Origin of the sequence: Paenibacillus aestuarii (assembly GCF_027789125.1) — a bacterium.
In the GTDB taxonomy this organism is placed as follows: domain Bacteria; phylum Bacillota; class Bacilli; order Paenibacillales; family NBRC-103111; genus Paenibacillus_E; species Paenibacillus_E aestuarii.
On the sequence record NZ_JAQFVF010000022.1, the window covers coordinates 209,865 to 232,917 of the forward strand.

General features: G+C 51.8%; 18 protein-coding genes. 16 read left to right on the plus strand and 2 right to left on the minus strand.

Annotated elements, in window-relative coordinates; all coding sequences use genetic code 11:
* Positions 1–105: 105 nt before the first annotated feature.
* On the minus strand, positions 106–2,820 hold the full coding sequence (acnA, locus tag O9139_RS08400; RefSeq protein ID WP_270879003.1) for an aconitate hydratase AcnA: 2,715 nt from the start codon (positions 2,818–2,820) through the stop codon (positions 106–108).
* A gap of 349 nt (positions 2,821–3,169) precedes the next feature.
* Here acnA and O9139_RS08405 point away from each other — a divergent pair, with 349 nt between their 5' ends.
* The 16 genes from O9139_RS08405 to helD all read left to right on the plus strand — a co-directional run bounded on the left by O9139_RS08405 (position 3,170) and on the right by helD (position 22,774).
* Positions 3,170–4,192, plus strand: a complete 1,023-nt coding sequence (locus O9139_RS08405) for an amidase domain-containing protein (RefSeq protein WP_270879004.1) — start codon at positions 3,170–3,172, stop codon at positions 4,190–4,192.
* Positions 4,193–4,229: 37 nt separating this feature from the next.
* Complete coding sequence (locus tag O9139_RS08410; RefSeq protein WP_270879005.1) at positions 4,230–5,378, plus strand: D-alanine--D-alanine ligase; 1,149 nt, start codon at positions 4,230–4,232, stop codon at positions 5,376–5,378.
* A 6-nt stretch (positions 5,379–5,384) separates the two neighbouring features.
* A complete protein-coding gene (locus O9139_RS08415; protein WP_270879006.1) occupies positions 5,385–5,708 on the plus strand; it encodes a hypothetical protein in 324 nt (107 codons plus the stop codon).
* A 318-nt stretch (positions 5,709–6,026) separates the two neighbouring features.
* Positions 6,027–7,022 (plus strand): UV DNA damage repair endonuclease UvsE, encoded by a 996-nt coding sequence (uvsE, locus tag O9139_RS08420; RefSeq protein WP_270879007.1) that lies wholly within the window; start codon positions 6,027–6,029, stop codon positions 7,020–7,022.
* Between the two features lie 122 nt (positions 7,023–7,144).
* Positions 7,145–7,915, plus strand: coding sequence for an enoyl-ACP reductase FabI (gene fabI, locus O9139_RS08425; protein ID WP_270879008.1), 771 nt, complete (start codon positions 7,145–7,147; stop codon positions 7,913–7,915).
* A 189-nt stretch (positions 7,916–8,104) separates the two neighbouring features.
* Complete coding sequence (locus O9139_RS08430; protein ID WP_270879009.1) at positions 8,105–8,962, plus strand: inositol monophosphatase family protein; 858 nt, start codon at positions 8,105–8,107, stop codon at positions 8,960–8,962.
* A 255-nt stretch (positions 8,963–9,217) separates the two neighbouring features.
* Positions 9,218–10,084 (plus strand): helix-turn-helix transcriptional regulator, encoded by an 867-nt coding sequence (locus tag O9139_RS08435; RefSeq protein ID WP_270879045.1) that lies wholly within the window; start codon positions 9,218–9,220, stop codon positions 10,082–10,084.
* A 23-nt stretch (positions 10,085–10,107) separates the two neighbouring features.
* A complete protein-coding gene (locus O9139_RS08440) occupies positions 10,108–11,406 on the plus strand; it encodes an ABC transporter substrate-binding protein (protein WP_270879010.1) in 1,299 nt (432 codons plus the stop codon).
* 62 nt (positions 11,407–11,468) lie between these two features.
* Entirely contained in the window at positions 11,469–12,377 is a 909-nt protein-coding gene (locus tag O9139_RS08445) for a carbohydrate ABC transporter permease (protein ID WP_270879011.1), read from the plus strand.
* Positions 12,377–13,198 carry a carbohydrate ABC transporter permease gene (locus O9139_RS08450; protein ID WP_270879012.1) on the plus strand — a complete coding sequence of 274 codons (822 nt, stop codon included), beginning with the start codon at positions 12,377–12,379 and terminating at the stop codon, positions 13,196–13,198. Before O9139_RS08445 ends, O9139_RS08450 begins: the two co-directional genes overlap by 1 nt.
* Before the next feature lie 27 nt (positions 13,199–13,225).
* Positions 13,226–15,712: a glycoside hydrolase family 31 protein gene (locus O9139_RS08455; RefSeq protein WP_270879013.1), complete on the plus strand. Its 2,487-nt coding sequence runs from the start codon at positions 13,226–13,228 to the stop codon at positions 15,710–15,712.
* A 209-nt stretch (positions 15,713–15,921) separates the two neighbouring features.
* A complete protein-coding gene (glpK, locus tag O9139_RS08460) occupies positions 15,922–17,433 on the plus strand; it encodes a glycerol kinase GlpK (protein ID WP_270879014.1) in 1,512 nt (503 codons plus the stop codon).
* 175 nt (positions 17,434–17,608) lie between these two features.
* On the plus strand, positions 17,609–18,580 hold the full coding sequence (locus O9139_RS08465) for a sugar kinase (protein ID WP_270879015.1): 972 nt from the start codon (positions 17,609–17,611) through the stop codon (positions 18,578–18,580).
* Positions 18,581–18,615: 35 nt separating this feature from the next.
* Positions 18,616–19,278 carry a bifunctional 2-keto-4-hydroxyglutarate aldolase/2-keto-3-deoxy-6-phosphogluconate aldolase gene (locus tag O9139_RS08470; RefSeq protein WP_270879016.1) on the plus strand — a complete coding sequence of 221 codons (663 nt, stop codon included), beginning with the start codon at positions 18,616–18,618 and terminating at the stop codon, positions 19,276–19,278.
* A gap of 75 nt (positions 19,279–19,353) precedes the next feature.
* Complete coding sequence (locus O9139_RS08475) at positions 19,354–20,211, plus strand: DinB family protein (protein ID WP_270879017.1); 858 nt, start codon at positions 19,354–19,356, stop codon at positions 20,209–20,211.
* A 208-nt stretch (positions 20,212–20,419) separates the two neighbouring features.
* Positions 20,420–22,774, plus strand: coding sequence for an RNA polymerase recycling motor HelD (helD, locus tag O9139_RS08480; RefSeq protein WP_270879018.1), 2,355 nt, complete (start codon positions 20,420–20,422; stop codon positions 22,772–22,774).
* A gap of 75 nt (positions 22,775–22,849) precedes the next feature.
* Here the strand turns inward: helD and O9139_RS08485 are convergent, their stop codons facing one another.
* The gene (locus tag O9139_RS08485) at positions 22,850–22,963 is read right to left on the minus strand and encodes a DUF6254 family protein (RefSeq protein ID WP_270879019.1); all 114 of its coding nucleotides are present in this window, start codon (positions 22,961–22,963) and stop codon (positions 22,850–22,852) included.
* Between the last annotated feature and the right edge of the window lie 90 nt (positions 22,964–23,053).

Consider the following 23,053-nt stretch of genomic DNA (forward strand, 5'->3'; position numbering starts at 1 on the left):
TCGCTCCTGTCTATTATAGGGGCAGGGGGGACTGGTCTCAACCCGCAGTTATTGGCAATAAAAAAATCTGGAACTGCCGCAGGGGCAATTCCAGATCGGTATGCATTATTTTTTCTCAGCCATCATTTGACGAAGAACAGTTTGCAGAATACCGCCGTTACGGTAGTAGTCTACATCCACCATGCTGTCCAGACGTACAAGTGCGCTGAACTCGAATGTGGAACCATCTTCGCGAGTCGCTGTTACTTGAACTGTGGAACCTGGTTGAACATCGTTGCTCAGACCTGTGATATCGAATGTTTCACGGCCTGTGATGTTCAGGGACTTCCAGCTTTCGCCATTCACGAATTGAAGCGGCAGAACGCCCATGCCCACCAAGTTACTGCGGTGAATACGCTCGAAGCTTTCTGCGATTACAGCTTTAACGCCCAGCAAGAACGTACCTTTAGCCGCCCAGTCACGGGAGCTTCCTGTACCGTACTCTTTACCAGCGATAACAACCAGGTTCGTGTTTGCATCTTGGTACTTCATGGAAGCATCGTAGATGGACTCGACTTCGCCTGTTGGCAAGTAAGTTGTTACGCCGCCTTCAGTACCTGGAGCCACTTGGTTACGGATGCGGATGTTCGCAAACGTTCCGCGCATCATCACTTCGTGGTTACCACGACGGGAACCGTAGGAGTTGAAGTCTTCTTTCTTCACGCCATGCTCGATCAGGTATTTACCCGCAGGGCTGTCAACTTTGATGTTACCCGCAGGGGAGATGTGGTCCGTTGTTACGGAATCGCCCATGAGTGCCAAAGTTTTCGCGCCGCGGATATCAGCGATATCGTCAAGCACTGTGCCCAAATCAGTGAAGAATGGAGGCTCTTGGATGTATGTGGAGTTCTTGTCGAACTCGTACAGGTCGCCTTCTGGAACTGCGATTTGGTTGAATCGCTCGTTCGCACGGAATACGTTGCTGTATTTCTCACGGAACATGTCAGCGTTAAGAGCGATGCCAAGTGCTTCTTGAACCTCTTGGTTCGTAGGCCAGATGTCTTTCAGGTAGACAGGCTTATCGTTTTGGTCGTAACCGATAGGGTCTTTCGCCAAGTCGATGTTCACTGTACCAGCCAGCGCATAAGCTACAACCAGTGGAGGAGATGCTAGGTAGTTCGCTTTAACCTGAGCGTGAACGCGTCCTTCGAAGTTACGGTTACCGGACAGAACTGCCGCTACCGTCATATCGTTGTCAGCGATCGCTTTGCTCACTTCATCTGGAAGCGGACCGGAGTTACCGATACAAGTTGCGCAGCCGTAGCCTGCAACGTGGAAGCCAAGCGCTTCAAGCGGCTCCAGCAATCCAGCTTTGACCAGGTAGTCGGTAACAACCAGGGAACCTGGAGTCAGGGAGCTCTTCACGTATGCTGGTTTTTTCAGGCCGAGTGCGACAGCTTTCTTCGCTACAAGTCCTGCGCCAAGCATAACGCTAGGGTTAGATGTATTTGTACAAGATGTGATCGCTGCGATGACAACGGCACCTGTACCCATTTTCACAGTTTCGCTTGGATATTTAACATCCACAACTTCTGCGATTTTCTCTTCTGTCAAGCCGTATCCGCCTTTGTCGATTGGCGTACGGATGATGGAGTTGAAGGACTCCTTCATGTTCGTCAGCTCGATGCGGTCTTGAGGGCGTTTAGGGCCTGCCAAGCTTGGTACAACTGTGCTCAAATCAAGCTCGATCACGTCTGTAAACACTGGATCTGGAGTTGCATCTGTGCGGAACATGCCTTGTGCTTTGTAGTAAGCTTCAACCAGGGCGATTTGCTCTTCTTCGCGGCCAGTGCCTCTCAAGTAGTTCAATGTTTCGGAGTCAACCGGGAAGAAGCCGACTGTTGCGCCGTACTCAGGAGCCATATTCGCTACAGTTGCACGGTCAGCCAAGGAGATGTTGCTCAGACCAGGACCGTAGAACTCTACGAATTTACCAACTACGCCTTTTTTACGCAGCATTTGTGTAACTGTCAGAGCCAAGTCCGTTGCTGTTGCGCCTTCTGCCAGGCTGCCTGTCAATTTGAAGCCGATAACTTCAGGAGCTACGAAGTACAGAGGTTGCCCCAACATACAAGCTTCTGCTTCGATACCGCCAACGCCCCAGCCTACTACGCCAAGACCATTGATCATCGTTGTATGGGAGTCCGTACCTACGAGTGAATCCGGGTATACGACAGTTTCGCCGTCAACCGTTTTGGTAGCGGCTACGGAAGCCAAGTACTCCAAGTTAACTTGGTGAACGATACCTGTTGATGGTGGAACCGCGCGGAAATTATCGAACGCTGTTTGTGCCCAACGCAAGAAACGGTAGCGCTCTTCGTTACGCTCAAACTCAAGGTTGATGTTCGTTTCCAGCGCGTCTGGGGAACCGAATGCGTCAACCATGACGGAGTGGTCAATAACCAGGTCAACTGGAACTAGCGGGTTGATTTGTTTCGGATCTCCGCCTTCACGAGCAACGGTTGCACGCATGGCCGCAAGGTCAACGACAACCGGTACGCCTGTGAAGTCTTGAAGAACGATACGAGCAGGGATGAAAGGAATTTCCTTATTTGCATCACGGTTGTTAGCCCAACCGGCGATTTGGCTTACGTGTTCATTAGTAATAGCTCTGCCGTCGAATTGACGAACAGCGGCTTCCAGCAAAACTTTGATGGAGAAAGGCAAGTTGCTGATTGCGCCATGGCCTTGACCTTCAAAGTCAGGAAGGCTGTAGTACTGGAAAGACTTGCTTCCGACGTTTAACTGCTTACGAACGGAAAAATTGTCTTTGTTAGACATGTGAGTTCCTCCTTAAAATATCTTCATTCCATTGGTTTCAACTAGTGAAACTCAATTTCATTAATCCCTCTACTCCAAGTATACCTTCTCCCTATGCTTCCGTAAAGATTTATTTCAATCATTTTTACCGCCGTGAAGTCATATATTGAAACAATTAAGAGCCCGTAAAAGCCTGTCCTGTGTGTCATCGTCGCTGCACAATTCATTTACTAGATTATAATGCCTTCAAGATTGTCGGATCATGCTTGTACGCCTTGACTAAAAATTGCCCGAATATTGTTAGGAAGCTTGTTATGTTGAAACAAGTTAAACTTGTTGAACAGCCAAATCAGCATAGGAGGTCATCCCGATGTCCTGGAAAACAGCGCTTTATAACTACGTTCACGCCAAAAATCAGGCGGAGCTCGAAGGCTCGTCTGCACCGATGGAAGCTCACGTCTCAGACAGCGCTTATATACGGAAGCAGGAGGCCCGGCTGAGCAGGCTGAAGTTGAGCAACCTGGAGCGCGAAGTGAAGCCTGGACGAAGTGAAACGAAATTGCGTCTAAACGGCGTGAAAGAGACCACACAAGGGATCCTGGCTGATATTCAGCTTCGCCGCGCCATTCATTACCGGATTGGATCCGTTGATCATATCGAGGAACGCATAGAACCGGAGCGTATATTAATAGAAGAAACATCATCCGGCAGATGGCTGGTCAGTCGCGCAGAGACCCTCTCACCGGAAAGATCGCTCCCCGTCAAGCCGCGGGGTATCTTTATGCCAAGTGATGGGGAAGACTCCGGTATGATCCGGAGAACACCGTCGCTTCCTTTCATTAATCATAGTATTCTCCAGAGCGGTGCATCGGAATCCACACACAGAAAAATTAAGTACAACCGCGAGAAAGTTGTCGAATATGCGGAAACTTGGTGGAATAGTTACAACCCTAGATATGAACAATTTGAAGTCGATTGCACTAATTTTGTGTCTCAGTGCCTCTTTGCAGGCGGGGCTCCGATGGACTATACTGGGAAAAGAGATTTGGGCTGGTGGTATGCCGGGAAGCAGGGCTCGCATGAGCTGTGGAGCTTCAGCTGGGCAGTTGCCAATAGCCTCCAATCTTATATCTCGCATAGCCGCAGAGGGCTTCGCGGTCATGCTGTCCAAGATCCGCGTGAACTTCAGCCTGGCGACACGATCAGCTACGATTGGGACGGCGATGGCCGGTACCAGCATAATGTCATCGTGACGGCCAAAGATGCGAACGGAATGCCTCTCGTGAACGCGCATACGTACAACGCCCGGCACAGGTATTGGGCGTATAAAGATTCACCCGCTTACACGGAGCGGACCAAATATATTTTCGTTCGCGTAATCGATGAAATGTAAGACATGAAGGATAGAACCACTAGACGGAGGGTACGTAATGAACCGCAAAATTCGAGTAGGACTCATCTACGGAGGCAAATCCGGAGAGCATGACGTGTCCTTGCAAACCGCACTTGCAGTAATGAAGGCTATGGATTTCAATAAATATGAAGTGACCCCGTTCTATATTACCAAAAAAGGGGAATGGAAGAGCGGCGCGCCGCTGCTGGCACCAGCCGAGTCCAAGGATGCGCTGACGTTCAGCGCATCGTCAGACGCGGAGCCGCATGCTTCCAACGCGCTGGCGCCGATCTTCGGCTCTGTTCAGCCTCAAGGCGAAGTCAGCATTTCCACGAGCGGAGCAGCTGCTAATGCAGCGGATGCCGGGCTGGATGTGATCTTCCCGCTGCTGCATGGCACATTCGGTGAAGATGGCACGATTCAAGGTTTGCTGGAAATCGCTAATGTCCCTTATGTAGGGGGCGGCGTATTAGCGTCTGCAGTAGGTATGGATAAAGTGATGATGAAAAAGGTTTTCGCGCAGGAAGGGCTTCCGCAGTGCGTATTCCGTCATTTCACCCGTACGGAATGGAATAAGAATCGTTCGTATCATTTGTTGGAGCTAGAAACTGCGATTGGCTATCCGTGCTTTGTCAAACCGGCGAATTTGGGTTCAAGCGTGGGGATCTCCAAAGCGAGAAACCAGCAGGAGCTTATCGACGCTGTTGATCTGGCCTTCCAATTCGACCGCAAGGTGATTGTGGAAGAGAATATCGACGCCAGAGAGATTGAGGTTGCGGTGTTGGGCAATGATGAGCCGATTGCTTCTGTGGCTGGCGAGATCGTGTCTTCGAATGAATTTTACGATTATAAGGCAAAATATTTGGACGGTAAGTCAGCAATGATTATCCCTGCAGAGATTCCGGATGAAATCGCGGACGAAATCAGAGAACTGGCGATTAAAGCTTTTCTGGCGATTGATGGCAGCGGCTTATCCCGTGTGGACTTCTTCCTCGGCAAGACGGATCAGAAGATCTACATTAACGAAATTAATACGATGCCTGGCTTTACACCGTTTAGCATGTACCCGCTGCTGTGGAAAGAAACCGGCAAGCCTTATGGCGAGCTGTTGGACAATTTGATCCAGCTGGCGATCGAGCGGCATGCAGCGAAGCAATCCATCCAATATACGTTTGATGTGGAGTAGATAACGATGGGATTCCAAACCGAATTCAATTCCGTTTGCAAGTTCAAATCCGAGCAGGAGCTCTATGAACTGCTGGAGTACGGCCGCGGTAAAATGGTGAAAAGCGGCTTCCGCGTATTTCCTGCGGGACAGAAGGTAATTGCCTATACGCCGCAGAATGAGGCGATCGCCATCGTCAAGATCGTTGCTTCCATCGCGGAAATTAATTTCCAGGGCGAGGAAGTGACCCAGGTGGAGATGGAGCTGGTGCGCAGGCTGACTGAAGAGGAAGCGCGCATTCAGACGGCGCTGGCGGATGAAATGTTTTTCGGTGAGCGCGCGCAGGCGTGATATAGAGGGAAAGAGGAGAGTGTCCATAAGCCAAGATATTTGGCTGAGGACATCCTCCTCTTTTTTGTGCTTCCAGCGCGCCGTATGTGAGGGAACTGCTTATCCTGCACTGTCTGTAGGATTTTCCAGACCATTGTAGTCAAATTGGTGAGTTTTGCGCGATTATCCTACTGTTTTTGCAGAATAATCGCAGGAAGCATTCTTGCGTCACGCGCGGCATGAACAGGTCCCTTGATACCCCGCTCAAGCGAATGCTCCCGTTCCCGCTCGGGAACGCTATGGGAGTACTTTTACCTATACTTCGGAGGTATGACGCCCATGATCGTTCGACTTGGCTACGTGGCAATGTCCACGGTAATCGAAAATGCGTCCCCGTCCAGAACGATGACGGCCACTAACTTCAGCAAAATCGCGGATCGCGAAGCGGCCATCCGCAAGCTGGAGCGCCTCGGCGCGGAAAATTTGCACAATTCGCTGAGGCTGTTAAAGCACAATCGCGTCCATGACATCATGGTGTTCCGCTTCTCATCCAAGCTCATTCCGCTAATCGGTCATGAGCTGCTTCAAGGCTGGGAGCCGATCGCAATCCTGGCCGACGAATTTAGGGAGATCGGCGACTACGTCAAGCAGCATGGCATGCGTGTCAGCTTCCATCCCGATCATTTTACTGTGCTTAGCACGCCGCGCGAGGACGTCCTGACGAATTCCATCGCCGATCTGGAAAGGCACACCGCCATGCTGGACGCGATGGGGCTCGGTCCTGAGGCACTAAGCAATATCCACGTCGGCGGCGCCTACGGCGATAAAGAGAAGTCGGGCGAACGGTTCGTGCTTAATTTTCAATCGCTGCGCCCTGAAATTCAGAAACGCGTCACTCTTGAAAATGATGATAAAACCTTCAACTCGCTGGAAACGCTGGAGATTGCCGAGCGAGTCGGTGCGCCGATGGTGCTGGACATCCATCATCACGAAGTGAACAATAACGGCGAAGAGGCGCACGAGCTATGGCCGAGAATATTGCGCACTTGGGAGCCCAAGGCGGAAGAGCTGTCACAGGCGGATCCGGGCGCTCCTGAACTGCCCCCGAAAATTCACGTCTCTAGCCCTAAGAGCGAGTCTTCCCCGCGCAGCCATGCCGATTATGTAGAGGCGGGGCCACTTTATGCATTTTTACGGGAAATTGCACCGCTCACGCCAAAGCTCGACATTATGATCGAAGCGAAAATGAAGGATGGCGCTCTATTTAAGCTTATGGAAGATATGAAGCAGCTGCCTGGGGTCACGGTCCTGAACCAAGCCTCTTTTGAATTATAAGCAGCGACTCTATCAGCGAAGCCACTCACTAGATTTTTCCCTTGAAATGTTTGCCAAAATGGGTTACTTTCAAAAGTGGAAAGATCGTAGTACAAACCATGGTGAGAGGGGTTTTTTGTACGATGAGTCAACTGTTAGCCGGAAAAAATATTGTGGTGATGGGGGTCGCCAACGACCGCAGCATCGCCTGGGCAATAGCTCAATCCCTGGCCGCGCAAGGCGCTAGGCTGGTTTTTACTTATGAAAACGAACGTGTGGAAGAGCGCGTGCGCAAATTAGCCGATACGATCCCGGGATCGACGCTGATGGCTTGCAACGTGACGGTTGATGCAGAAATCGATACGCTGGCCGAAACGCTGAAGAACCAGTTGGGCGTCGTTCACGGCCTAGTACATAGCATTGCCTTTGCTAGAACGGAAGAGCTGGATGGCTTATATGTAGACACGTCCCGCGACGGCTTCGCGCTGGCGCATGACATTAGCGCGTACTCGCTGGTTGCGGTGTCCCAGCGCATCTACCCGCTGATGACAGAAGGCGGCAGCATCATGACCATGACGTACCTCGGTGCTGAGCGCGCGATGAAGAACTATAATGTCATGGGCGTTGCCAAAGCCGCGCTGGAAGCCAGCGTGCGCTACCTGGCCGCAGATCTCGGCCAATACGGCGTTCGCGTGAACGGCATCTCGGCAGGTCCGATCCGTACACTGGCTGCGAAAGGCATCAAAGATTTCAACTCCATTCTTCGCCAAGTGGAGGAAAAAGCGCCGCTTCGCCGCACAACGGAGACCGCAGAGGTCGGCGACACAGCGATGTTCCTGATGAGCCACTTGTCCCGCGGCATTACCGGCGAAGTCATCTATGTGGATGGCGGGTACCATATCGTCGGCGTTTAAGCAAAAGACCATAAGGCATGATAAAAGAGGAGCTCCGTGAGTCTTTGAAGACTACGGAGCTCTCATCTTTTGTAAGATATGTAAAAGTATACGAATATTTTGGGATGAAACTCTCTAGAATTTAAAGCGTATAATTTACTATACTGAAACTGGTGACAAAAACCAACGACAAAGAAAGAGTTGATATAAATGGCGAATGGCACACAGGAGTCTTTTGTAGTCGGCAGCAAAAGCTTCACAGCAGTGGCAATTAATACAGCTGCGAAAGCGGGGGAATGGATTAAGAGCAAGCTTGGCGATATCAATCACGTGAACACGAAGTACTCTTCACATGATCTTGTTACAGAAGTAGATAAAGGTTCAGAGAAGCTGATTCGCAATTTGATCATGACGCATTTTCCGTCACACTCTTTTCTAGGTGAAGAGGGTGTCGAGCCCGGACCGGAGGCTTCCGCCCGAGCGCTGAAGGAAGCCAGCGATGCCGAGTACTTATGGATCGTGGATCCGATTGACGGAACGACGAATTTTGTCCATGGGTTTCCGTTTTTCTCGGTGTCCATTGCCCTTGCGCATAAAGGCGAAGTGATCGTCGGTGTCGTCTATGATCCGACCCGCGATGAGCTGTTCGTGGCGGAGCGCGGCAAAGGCGCTTACATGCACGGCAAGAAGACGGTAGTCTCGCTGGATGGACGCCTGTCGGAGAGCCTACTGGCCACCGGATTTCCCGCGGAGCGGGAGTACGCTTTGAAGACCAATATGCAAGGTGCGCTGGCGCTGGCGCCGAAGGTTAGAAATCTTCGTGTCGCAGGTTCTGCCGCGCTTCACTTGGCTTATGTCGCTTCAGGCCGATTAAGCGGATTTTGGGAAATCGGCCTCAATGCATGGGATATTGCGGCAGGCGCTCTGCTGATCCAGGAATCCGGCGGCAAGGTAAGCGACACGTCAGGCACGCCGTACCATCTCGGGGTGCGCAATGTTGTTGCTACCAACGGTCATATCCACGATGAGCTGCTGCGTGAGCTTGCCGATGCGGAAGCAGCGGGATAGCCAGTTCTAACAGCATTTTCAACCAACAGAACAAGTCCACACACGCAGTCCAAGAGGGCGCAGTGTGCGGGCTTGTTTTTTATTTTGAAAAAAGGAAAAGCAGCCTTTCAGCAATTTTGTATAAATTAACAGCAATATTTGATAAACAACAGCACGATATGTGTGGTAAGATCTAATTCGTAAGGCGGATATTTGTCGAAAACATTGATATTATGGCGTAAAATAGTTCTTAAGGAGGGGATTCCCGTTTCGTTGATGATACATACACCGACGAATATTGCTCTTAAGGAGTCCGGTGTTTACGCACGTGCGAATGCAACGGATTGGCAATTTCAATGGCCCTTGCACACGCATGAGGGGCTTGAGATCTATTATTTCACGCAAGGCAAAGCCCATTATGTCATCGGAGATAATATCTTCGATTTGCAGCCGGGAGACATGCTTTTGTTCCGCGGAGATACTATTCACCGTGTGAACCCGTCCCAAGACGTTCCTTACGTCCGCAGTTATGTGAATTTCATGCCGCGACTGATTGAACAGCACTTGCCTGAAGAAATGTCGAGAAAATTGCTAGCCTTATTCGAATCTGCAAGCGGTTTATTAATTCGGTGGTCTCCAGACGAGAGAGAAGAAATACAGCGTTTTTTTCAAACCATATGTACCGAGCGGGAGAGAGAGACGTTTGGATTCGAATGGATGGTAGCTACGCATCTGATCCAGATGCTGATTCGGATTTACCGCAAATCGAAGCATTTGCTGGATCTCTCCATCACGCGGCAGCCGACACACAGCCAAGCGAATGTAACACGGATTTTGCAGTATTTGAATCAAAATTTTACAGAAACGATTAGTCTTGCCGGCTTGTCGAAAGCGCTTCATTTAAACAAATATTACATGTGTCACAGTTTCAAGGAAGTGACGGGCTACACGATTAACAACTACCTTATGAGCCGGCGTGTAGAAGAAGCCAAACGTCTGCTGATCTCTAGCGATCAAGCGATTGGCAGCATTTCCGAGCAGCTTGGGTTCAACACATCCGTACACTTCAGCCGAACATTCAAGCAGTTTGCCGGGGCATCCCCGCAAGCGTTTAGAAAAGCGGCTAGTGACAGACACTTGTAGAATTACAAAGGAGTGAATGATTAATGAAAAAAGGATTTAAATGGGTTTCCCTGACGCTCGTTCTTGTAATGTTCGCTATTATGGCGGCTGCTTGCTCCTCCAAAGGAAGCGATTCCGCGACGAAGGGTGCATCTGAAGCGAAGAAAAATGTATCTTTAGACTTTGTATGGTTCTCTGATGGCAATGAAGGCGATGTCATGAAAGGGATCATTAAAGACTACGAAACGAAAAATCCGAATGTCAAAATCAACTTGATAGAAGTTGCCTATAAAGATTTGTCCACAAAGCTGAAAACGATGGTCTCCGGTGGCAAGCCGCCGGCATTGGCGCGGATCAGCACAACGGAAATTGGCGCATTCTCCAATTCCGCGGTTGACTTGGCTGAGAAGCTGGGCGGCGTAGACGCGTTCACTTCGCAATTCTTGGATTCCCTTAAACCTTACTATGTAGTGAAAAATAAAGTCGTTGCAGCACCGATGGATGTTACAGCAAACGGTTTGATCTACAACAAGACTTTGTTTGCCAAAGCAGGCGTGCAAGTGCCTACTTCTCCGGACAACGTATGGACTTGGGATGAGTTCTCTGCAGCATTGAAGCAAGTTATGCAAAAAGGCGGCGCTAAATACGGTCTCGTTTGGGACTTCACACCGCATCGTTGGTCCACGCTTCTTTATCAGTACGGTGGCAGCATGATGAATGCAGATGGCACGAAAGCAACGATTAATGATGATGCGGGTGTAGCCGCGGTTCAATACTTCAAGAAACTGCATGATGATGGTGTAATGCCGGCTTCCGTATGGCTGGGCGGCGAGAATCCGAACAACCTGTTCCGCTCTGGTGAAGTTGCCGCACATTTTGCCGGTAACTGGATGATCAGCAACTACAAAGACATTACGAACTTTGAGTGGGGCGTAACGTACATGCCTAAAGCGAAGCAACGTTCCTCCGTACCGGGCGGTAAATTCGTGATGGCGTTTAATAAAAGCGGTGTAGAAAAAGAAGCGGCAGATTTCATTCAATATCTGTCCAGCAAAGAAGTGAACTCCAAGTACAACCAAGAAGCTTTGTTCATGAGCCCTCGTAAAGACAGCGCGAAGCTGGATTACGCTTACGGCAAAGAGATGTTCGAAGTATTTTCAAATGAATTAAGCAATACCGTTCCTGCAGCTGCAGAAGACTGGTCCAAGCAAGATGTTGTGCCTAAATTCAGCAATGATCTGAAGAACGCAATCGTTGATGTTATCAGCGGTAAAGCAACAGCTAAAGATGCGATGGATAAAGTAGCGAAAACGATTGATAAAGCGATTGCCGATAAAAAATAGATGAAAACAGGGGCTGCTGCTAGATGGGCAGCCCTTGATTTTCACAAGAAAGGGGATGCGAGATGTCTACCCATACTGTACAAACGGCTGCTAAGAAAGCTGCAAAGCCGAAGGTGAAAAAATTTCAAGTAGCTCCTTATTTGTTCGTATTGCCGAATTTCCTCATTTTCTCCGTGTTTATCGTCATTCCCACAATCATTGGCTTCGTCTATTCGTTTAACGAGTATGATGGTCTCAATCCGATGGAATTCACAGGGTTCGATAACTATAAAGAAGTTCTCAGCAACAGCGAGTTCTGGACGGCTTTAGGCAAGACAGGTCTCTATGCGCTAATCGTAGTTCCTTTGATCTACTGTGTTTCTTTGGCGGTCGCCGTGCTGTTGGTGCAGAACATCAAGCTTAAAGGCTTGTTCCGTTCGGTGTTTTACCTGCCGACATTGCTTTCCTTTATCATTGTCGGTTTGTCCTGGAAGTGGATTTTCGCCGATTTCGGTATTTTGAATCATGTATTGAATTTGCTTGGCATCACGTCCGTTCATTTTTTATCTGATCCATTTTTCGCCAACATGTCTGTCATCATTGCTACGGTTTGGTCCAGAGTCGGTTTCTTCATGGTTATTTTCGTCGCCGGCTTGCAAGTCATTCCTAAAGATTTCTATGAAGCGGCTTTCTTGGAAGGCGCATCGAAGTGGCACGTGTTCCGTAAGATTACGGTGCCGCTGCTGAAACCGACAAGCTTGCTTGTCATCATGATCGCATTGATCGATGCGTTCAAAGCTTACCCGCTGATGTTCTCCCTGACGGGAGGCGGTCCGGGCAAAGAAACGACCTTTATCGTGCAGTACATTTATGAAACAGGCTTTATGAAGCAGGAGCTGGGTATGGCCAGCGCGATGTCCGTGGTTCTGTTTGCGATTATTACGATCTTTACCGTGATTCAATTCAAGGTTTCTAAAGGAGGCGAGAACTAATGGAACTAAAGCCTTCCATGCGGGTTACTGTGTACCTGCTGCTAGCCGTTCTTGCAGTCATTTGGGTGTTCCCGGTGTTATGGGTCATTCTGTCGGCGTTTAAAACCAATAACGATTTATATGCCTTCCCTCCAAAATTTTGGCCGGAGCCGGTCACTTTCGAGCATTTTGCTCAAGCCTTTGAAAAAGGGAATTTCGGCCAGTACTTCCTGAACAGTGCGATCGTGACGATCAGTTCCACGCTCTTGCTGTTGTTCATCAACTCGATGGCCGGCTTCGCTCTTGCGAAGTATCGTTTTAAAGGCGACACCGTCCTGTTGATCGGTTTTATTTCAACGTTGATGATTCCGCTTGAGGTTATTATGATTCCGATTTTTAAAGTGATCAGTTTCCTCGGGCTTTATAATAATCTGCTCAGTATTATTATTCCGCCAGCGGCAACACCGACCGGGGTGTTCCTGCTCAGACAGTACCTGCTGTCCGTGCCTGACGAGCTGCTGGAAGCGGCAAGAATGGACGGAGCTTCGGAGTGGCGGATTTACTCCAGAATTATTTTGCCTTTGTGTAAACCAATTCTGGCCGTGTTGGCGATCTTCTCCTTCATGTGGCGCTGGGACGACTTCCTATGGCCGCTGATCGGGATCAGCGATCCGTCGAAGTACACGATTCAATTGGCGCTTTCTAACTTTATCGGTGAGTTTAATGTGGATTGGGGCAGCTTGTTGGCAATGTCCGTCATCACCATGATCCCTGTCTTTATCGTATTCTTGATTTTCCAACGTTATTTTGTAAGCGGCATGGTTACTTCCGGAATGAAGTAAGACGCTAGGAGAGAGAGGTAATCAGCAATGAAAGTGAGTAAAACACTACAACAAGTTATCGCAGGCGAGGGTTACCTGGATATTCAAACAGATGCGGCCTTGTATCGCATTTACGTGATGAATCATGACGTTATCCGCGTGCGCTGCACGTTCGAGGAACAGTTCGGCGAGGAAGCCTCCTACATTTTAGCAACAACGGCATGGGCCGATCAGCTGGACGGGATTGTCCCTGACCGCCGCCGCATTACAGCATTGGCACCGGATTATACGGATCACGGCACACATGTGCTGCTGGCGACAGAGCGTTTGAACGTCGTGATCCACAAGGCGCCTTTTGCCATCGAGATTCAGGACAAAGAGGGTCGCGTTCTGCATGCGGATGTGAAGGAACGCTCCTATGTCAAGGACGATCACGGCCGGCTTTACCACTACGCGTGCATGCTGGACGATGATTATTTCTATGGTTTCGGAGAAAAAAGCGGCCAGCTGAACAAGAAGAAACGCAGAATGCGCATGCACAACGTAGACACGATCGGTTATGATGCTGAACTGGCGGATCCGCTCTACAAGCACATTCCGTTCTATATCAAAATGAATGGCGGCAGCCAAGCGGCTACTGGAATTTTCTACCATAATGCTTACGATTCCGTCTTCGATATGGGCTGCGAGCGCAGCGGCTATTGGACGCCTTATAGCTACTTCTGCGCAGATGGCGGGGAATTGGATTACTTTTTCATCTACGGGCCTGAAATCAAGCATGTCGTGAGCCGCTACACGGATTTGACTGGCAAAACGATTCTTCCGACCCGCTATTCCATCGGTTATATGGGATCGACGATGTTCTATACGGAGCTTGAGCACAACTCGGATCAGGCGATTCTCGGCTTTATGGATAAGTGCCGGGAAGAAGACATTCCGTGCGACGGTTTCTTTATGTCTTCCGGGTATACAACCGGACAAGACGGTAAGCGCTACGTCTTTAACTGGAACTACGACCGCTTTCCGGATCCGAAGCAGTTTATCGGCGATTTGATGGAGAAAGGCGCAGCGCTCGTTCCGAATATTAAGCCGGGCATGCTGCTGACCCATCCGCATTATCAGGAGTTTGCGGCTAGTGGCGCCTACATCAAGGATGAAACCGGCGATCAGCCGGAGAAGGACCGCTACTGGGGAGGCCCGGCCTCGTTCGTGGACTTCACGAATCCGAAGGGCAGAGAGCTGTGGAAGAAGCATCTGAAAGCTTCCTTCATTGAACTGGGAGTTACCTCCATTTGGAACGACAACAATGAATACGAAATCAATAACGCCAATGCGCAGTGTGATTTCGAGGGTAAGGGAGAAGCGATCAGCGCGCTGCGTCCGATCATGCCGAACTTAATGGCTCAGATGGCCAAAGAAGCGATCGGCGAGGTGGAGCCGAATACACGGCCTTACATCGTCAACCGTGCAGGTTTTGCAGGCATTCAGCGCTACGCGCAGACATGGGCCGGCGATAATAATACAAGCTGGAAGAGCTTGAAGTTCAATATCCCAACGATTCTCGGCTTAGGATTGTCGGGCGTGGCGAATCAGGGCTGCGATATCGGCGGATTTTTCGGACCTGCGCCGGAGCCGGAGCTATTCGTCCGCTGGGTGCAGAACGGTATCTTCCAGCCACGCTTCTCCATTCATTCCTGCAATACGGACAACACCGTGACTGAGCCATGGATGTATCCTTCTTACACGCGCTACATACGCGATGCGATCCAGCTCCGCTACACGCTGGTGCCTTACTTCTACTCGTTGCTCTACGAAGCTTCCGTAGAAGGCTCACCGGTGATGCGTCCGCTTGTTTATGAGTTTCAGCAAGACGATAAAGTGTGGGAAGAGAGCTTTGATTTCATGCTGGGCAGGTCCTTACTCGTTGCTAACGTGATTGAAGAAGGGGCGACGACGAGAAAGGTATACTTGCCGCGAGGCAGCGAATGGATCGACTGGTACAGCAAAAAGCGCTACAGCGGCGGGCAAACGATTGAAGTCGAGGTCGACCTGGGTTCGATTCCGATGTTTATCCGCAGCGGGGCGATCATCCCGATGACCCCGCAGCTGAAAAACATTCACCAAGAGACGGTGAAGAAGCTTCATCTGCTGGTCGAGGCTTCGGAGCATGGCAGCTTCGAGCTGTACGAGGATGACGGTGTGACGAACAACTACAAGAACGGTGAATACTTGAAAACGACCATTCAACTGCAAGCCGGCAAGCAAACGAAGCTGAGCTTTACACGCGAAGGCAGCCACACTTCAACTGTGGAGCAAATGGTGGTGGATGTCGTATGCAAAACGATTGCTCCGGTGCAAATTCAGCTGGACGGCCGCAAACTGCCGATGTTCTTGAGCCAGCAGGAGTGGGGCAACGCTGAGGCGGGCTGGTACTATGACATGGAAAGCAAGACAGCGCGCATGAAATATGAGCCGCTGGCTAGCGACTATGAGGTTATCGTGCAATTTGAAGTTAAAGATCTGATTTCAATTTAATAGCATTCATCTGCAAGTTCGTTCCAACCGCTAGCGCAGCAGCAAGCTGTTCGCCGCAGCAAGCCGTGGGAGCGGCTTGCTCTTTTCTTTTTTACGGAATGAATCCTTTCTATAAGCTCTCTAGAAGCGTTGAAATTTTGTTATAGTCTTGCAAGGGAAAGACATATAAAATAGCAGTAGACAAGATCATGTTGGGAGGCGGATTGGCCATGAGCAATCATTTCATACTTTCATTAGATCAGGGGACGACAAGCTGTCGTGCCATTATTTTCGATAAAGCAGGGAGCATTATCGCGATTGCGCAGCAAGAGTTCACACAGATCTACCCGAAGCCGGGCTGGGTCGAACATAATGCTGAAGAGATTTGGGAGACTCAGCTAAGCGTGGTCCAAGACGTGCTGAACCAAGCGAATGTTCAGCCGCAGCAAATCGCAGCCATCGGCATCACGAATCAGCGCGAGACGGCTGTCGTATGGGATAAGCATACTGGCAAGCCGATATACAACGCGATTGTATGGCAGAGCCGGCAAACGATGGATATTTGCAACGAGCTGAAAGCGCAGGGCTTCGACGCCAAAGTGCGCCAGAAGACAGGCCTTCTCATTGACGCTTATTTCTCAGGCACCAAAGTAAAATGGATTCTGGACCATGTGGAAGGGGCCAGAGCGCTTGCGGAGAACGGCAGCCTGCTGTTTGGAACGATGGATACTTGGCTGATTTATAAGCTGACTGGAGGAAGCGTGCATGTCACGGACTATTCCAACGCTTCCAGAACGATGATGTACAACATTCATGAGCTGAAGTGGGATCAGGAACTGCTTGACATGCTAAGCGTACCGGCGTCCATGCTGCCTGAAGTTCGGCCATCCAGCGAAGTGTACGGACATACGGCGGAAGCGCTGCTGGGCGCGCCGATTCCGATCGCCGGGATTGCCGGCGACCAGCAGGCGGCCTTGTTCGGCCAAGCCTGCTTCGAGGAAGGCATGGCTAAGAATACGTACGGCACCGGCTGTTTCATGCTGATGAACACAGGATCGCAAGCCGTAGCTTCGCAGAATGGGCTGCTGACGACCATTGCTTGGGGGATCGACGGCAAGGTGGAGTATGCGCTGGAAGGCAGCATTTTCGTGGCCGGGGCTGCGATTCAATGGCTGCGGGATGGATTGAAGCTCATTGAGAAAGCATCCGATTCCGCGAAGCACGCCGAGTCCGTGCCGAGCACAGATGGCGTCTACTTCGTGCCGGCTTTCGTCGGGCTGGGCGCGCCTTACTGGGACATGGACGCTCGTGGTGCCGTTTTCGGCCTGACGCGGGGCACGACACAGGACCATCTGATCCGCGCAGCTGTAGAATCGCTGGCTTACCAGACGATTGATGTGCTGAAGGCGATGGAAGCGGACTCCGGCATCGAAATCCGGAAGCTTGCGGTTGACGGCGGAGCGGTCGCGAACAACTTTCTGATGCAGTTCCAAGCGAATCTGCTCGGGGCAGCCGTTGACCGTCCGCGCGTGCTGGAGACGACGGCGCTAGGTGCGGCATATTTGGCTGGTTTGGCGGTCGGCTTCTGGTTAAGCAAGCAGGAAATCGTGCAAAACAAAGTCATCGAGCGGACGTTTGAATCCGAGATGGAAGCGGCCGAGCGCAAGGAGTTATATGACGGGTGGCAGGCCGCTGTGCAAGCGACAATGGGCTATAAACAGAAGCGGGAACAGACCGCTTAAGTGTGCATGGAGCTGCGTCTTGGACGCGGCTCTTTTTTAAATCATCCGCGTGCAGACAAGTCTGGTACAATCGTAATACATGCTCTATAATAGGAAATATGCTTAATTTAAACGTTTCAATTAACTGGGCACGCACCCGCGTGATTGACAAACAAATGGATGGAGAGGTCCTGAGATGAATAAGCAGAATCACCTGGAATACGGTCCTGAAGTTATAACTTTTGGCGAAACGATGGCGCTGCTCATGCCGTCGGGCGGCAAGGGTCTGGAATATTCATCTGAGCTGCACAGCTTATTTGGTGGAGCGGAAAGCAATGTGGCCATCGGCTTGTCCCGTCTCGGCGTGAGCGCCGGCTGGTTCGGCCGCCTGGGCAAAGATCCGCTTGGCCGGATGATTTTTAAGAAAATTCGTGGTGAAGGCGTCGACGTCTCCCGTGCTGAGCTAACGACGGAAGCCCCGACGGGACTGATGATGCGCGAGGTGCTGATGGGCAAGACATCCGTCTACTATTACCGGAGGAACTCGGCGGCCAGCCGCATGACCCCGCAGCATGTGGATGAGGCTTATATCGCCCAGGCCAAAATCCTCCACGTAACGGGAATTACGCCGGCGCTGAGCGAGTCGTGCCGGGAGAGCGCTTTCGAAGCGATTCGTATGGCGCGCAAGCATGGGGTGAAAGTCAGCTTTGATCCGAACCTTCGGCTAAAGCTTTGGAGCTTGGACGAGGCGCGTGAGGTGCTGCTGGAAATGGCGAAGCTGGCGGATATATTCCTGCCGGGCTTGGACGAGCTGAAGCTGCTGTACCAGACCGAGGATTGGGATGAAATCGTCGCCAAGCTGCGCGAACTGCCGGCGATCTCCATTGTGAAGGGCGGAGACGACGAGACGTATGTCGTGGATGCCGATTCCATTCAAGCGGTGCCTTATTTCAAGGCGAATCAGGTTGTGGATACAGTTGGCGCAGGGGATGGCTTCTGTGCAGGCTTTTTGACCGGTGTGGTCAAAGGCTATGATTACACCGAAGCGGTTCGTCTCGGCAATCTCGTCGGTTCGCTCATCGTGCAGACAGAAGGCGACTGGGAAGGCGCGCCTACATGGGAACAGGTCGAGGCTATCCTTAACGACGTTAAACATATCGAACGATAAATATTGGCCAATCTACGAAAGAGGTGTTCATTGCGATGAAAAAAATTAAATTGCTTCAACAAATAACGAGCGAAGGCGTTGTCGCCGTACTGCGTGGCGAGACGCCTGAGGAAGTCGTGGAAATGGCGGAGCAAGCCATTGCCGGCGGCATCAAGGTCATCGAAGTGACGATGACCGTGCCGTTCGCGCTGCGCGCCATCGAGGAGCTGGCGAAGCGCTACTCCAGCAGCGCGCAGGACGCTGCCAAGTACGCGATCATCGGGGTCGGCACGGCACTCGACCCGGAGACAGCGCGGGCAGCGATTCTGAGCGGGGCCGAGTTCGTCGTCGGCCCATCGCTGAACCCTAGTACGGTTGCGCTCTGCAACCGCTACCGTGTACCCGTCATGCCGGGCTGCATGACGATTGCGGATATTCAGGCGGCGCTGGAGCTTGGCGTCGACATCGTGAAGCTGTTCCCAGGCAATCTGTACTCGCCGTCGATGATTAAGGCCATTAAAGGTCCGCTGCCACAGGCGAACATTATGCCGACAGGCGGCGTCTCCTTGAGTAACCTGGGCGAATGGATTCAAGCCGGCGCTGTTGCCGTCGGCATTGGATCCGATTTGACCAGCGAAGCGGTCAAAACCGGCGATTACGGCCTTGTAGCGAAGAAGGCCGCTCAATATATCGAGGCCTACCGGGCAGCCAAGAAGTAGGAATCAGCATGCGCTCCATTGAAATAAGGTGGAGCGTATTTTTTTAATCGCGGGGAGGTAAGGGGGAACCGCTGCGTGAGAATCAAGCAGGCAAAATTGCTGCTGCAAGTTGACAATTTACAGGCTGCTTTGGCCTTTTATGCCGTAAATCTGCAATGGGAGAAGGTATTCGAAGACCCTTCTGGGCAGGCCGTCATGCTGCAAGCGGCGCCGGATTATTACGTCATGCTGAAGGCGTCCGGTGGACGGCTGAATCTCAGCTCTTGGCTCAGCAAGCAAGCCCACTGCCCGAAGCCTGGGGGGCTTGTCTACATGCGTGCCGCCTCCGTTGCCGATGTGCAGCGTGACTTGCAGGAACGCGGCTTCGGGCCTCTCTACGATGAAGACGATGCTGGGGCAATCCGCAAATTATTTGTGCCGGCCACGGACGGATATACGATCGTTTATTGGGAGGAACTGTTTCAGACTGATGAAGAAACGTTGGCGATCTACGCGAGCGGTGCCGAGGAGTTTATCGATTCGCTCAAGGAGGCGACGGGAGAGGACTTGGATGCGGCTGAAGCGCCCGGCAAATGGTCGATTCGCCAGCATGTGCTGCATGTCATTGACCTGGAGCTGGTGACGATCCACAAAGTGAAGTTTGCTCTGGCCGAGCCTGGCCGCTTGTACCAAGGCAACGCCTTCTCCCAGGATGACTGGTGTGCAGGTCTCGATTATGCGAACCGCCCGATTGACGCGGAGCTGGCGATGTTCCGTGCCATGCGGCAGCATATCGTCGGCTTGTGCAAACACCTGCCGCAAGCGCTGCAGCGGACCGTCGTGACTTCGACTCGCGAGGAGTCGGTTGCCAGACTGCTGAGCATGATGTCTGGGCATGCGGCGCATCATCAGCGCGCCATCGCACGCATACGAGTGAAAGCAAGGAATCGTTAAACCATACAAAAGGGCTGTCCATGGAGCAGATGATCTGCGCCGTAGACAGCCCTATTTATTTCCATATTGTCATTCTCACAAGAACTTGTTACAATAAAGAGTGATTGTTTATATTAGGAAATAATAACATTTTTATCCTAATATAATTATATCAACAAATGAGTCGCGTGTCAAGGATGCCCCAAAATGAGACGTAAGAGGCGATAGGATGAGTCTGAGTGAACAGGATTGGACCCAGGAAGAGCAGCGTGTTCATAAGGTCACGGAGAAAATCGGCGTGCATATGGAGCGGCTTGAAGCGGAAGTCGGTCTGGTCCGGTCGGACGTGGTTAGCATTCGCAAACATTTCTGGGATGAGGTTACGGTCGACTTCAGTACGACGGACGGTGCGGTTGAGACGATCGCCAGTTTGAAGCAGCAAGCGGAGATGCTTTCGGAACGGGAGCGGAGCCACCGGCATTCGTCAGCCGCGCTCATGAAGCTAAAGCGGCTGTATCGCACGCCCTATTTTGGGCGGATCGATTTTGTCGAGCGAGGAGAGCGCAGAGAGGAAGCAATCTATCTGGGTATTGCCTCCTTTTTGGATGAGGATACCGGCGATTACTTGGTCTATGATTGGCGCGCGCCGATATCCAGTCTTTATTATGACTACGGGCCCGGGGAAGCCGTATACGAAACGCCGAACGGCACGGTAACCGGCGACATGCTGCTGAAGCGCCAATATGTGATCCGTGACGGGCACATTCATTATATGTTCGATACTGGGCTTACGATCGGCGATGAATTGCTCAAGCAAGTGCTGAGCCGCAGCTCGGACGCGCAAATGAAAACGATCGTCGCCACGATTCAAAAGGAGCAGAACCGGATCATTCGCAACGATTACAGCCGCATGCTGATCGTGCAGGGAGCCGCTGGAAGCGGCAAAACGTCCGCCGCTTTGCAGCGGGTCGCTTTTCTGCTATATAAGCATCGGGAGACGCTGCAGGCGGATCAGATGCTGCTGTTTTCCCCCAACCCGCTGTTTAACAGCTATGTCGCCACCGTATTGCCGGAGCTGGGCGAGGACAACATGCAGCAGACGACGTTCCAAGCGTACCTTGAACACCGCCTCGGCGATAGCTTCGAAGTCGAGGACAGCTTTGCGCAGCTGGAGTATGTGCTGACAGGCAGCGAAAGCGAAGATGCCGACTACACGGCGAGAATGAGCGGGATCGCTTACAAGTCCTCCGTGCAGTTTTTGCACACGGTGCAATCCTACAAGCAGCGGCTGGAGCGAGCGGGGATGTTGTTTAAACCGATTGTTATGGGCGAAAAAGAAATCGTCTCCGAGGCCCGCTTGCATGAGCGGTTTTATGCTTATGATGCGGCGATTCGGCTGCCGAACCGTCTCGAGCTCATGCGGGGCTGGCTCAAGGATTTGCTGGACGATTTCGCTGAGCTTGAAAAGCATGAGGGCTGGGTGGAGGACGAAATCGAGCTCCTCAGCAGCGAAGATTACCACCGGGCTTACCGGCAGCTGCGGCGCATGCAGGGAGGTAGAGGCGCGACCTTTGACGATTTTGACAAGGAGCGCGACCTGCTGGCCGGCTTCGTCGTCCGGGAGCGGCTGCGACCGGTGCGAGCGGACATCGAACGGCTCGCTTTTGTCGATATGGCTGGGCTCTATCGGCAGCTGTTCAGCGACATCAGCGCAGACAGTCCGCAGCCGCTTCACTGGCCGGCCATCTGCGAGCAGACGCATTGCGCGCTAGCTGCAGGCAAGCTGCTGTACGAGGATGCGACGCCTTTCTTGTACTTGATGGAAGCGGTGCAAGGCTTCCATACGAACAACGCGGTGCGCCACGTGATCGTGGACGAGGCGCAGGATTATACGCCGTTTCAGATGGAAGTGCTGAAACGGTTGTTCCCACGCTGCCGCATGACAGCGCTGGGCGACCTCAACCAGGCGATCTATGCGCACGCTTCCGCGTATAGCGATATCGATCCGATCGCCGACTTGTATGGGCCGGAGCAAACGGAGGTCATCCGTTTGCATCGCAGTTATCGCTCCACGCGGGAAATAGTGGAGTTCACCCGCGGCATCGTGCCTGGCGGCGATGCCATCGAGCCCTTCACCCGCAGCGGCGCCAAGCCGCGGGTGGTGCGGGTCAGCGATCGCGGATCGCTGCATAGCCGGATCGCCGCCGAGACGGAGCGGCTGCTCAGGGAGGGCTATGCATCGGTTGCGATCATCGCCAAGACCGCGAGTGAGTCCACGCTCGCGTATGAAGCCTTAAAGCCGCTGATGTCAGCACCGCTGCGGCTTATGAACCCGTCGAGCCCTGAGCTCGCGCAGGGCCCGCTGGTGATCCCTTCGTATCTCGCGAAGGGAGTCGAATTCGACGCCGTCTTGATCTATGACGGCTCCGGCGGCCAGTACGGCCGCGAAAGCGAGCGCAAGCTGTTTTACACTGCTTGCACACGAGCCATGCATGAGCTGTGCATCTTCACGCTGGGCGAGCCGAGCCCTTTTGTGCTTGCCCAGCCAAGTGACAGCTATGACTTCGACAGCAGCCCGGCATAAATCGCACATGAAAAAGGCGAACATCTCCCTGAGCCTTAAGCTCTGAGAGATGCTCGCCTTTGTCGTTGCAGTCCGTTACTTATCGGATGTGTTGGAGAGTTCCTCAAATGACTTCACTTTACCATGCGGCTGGTGGTTTTGTTTGCGGCTCTTCCATGCGGCTTCTTGACGGCGTTTTTGTTGGCTCATCGTCGATCCCTCCGGTAAGATGAATTGAACTGCTTTAATAAAATGCCGTTATCGCCGAAGCTTTATACACGAATAAAAACCCTCTACACA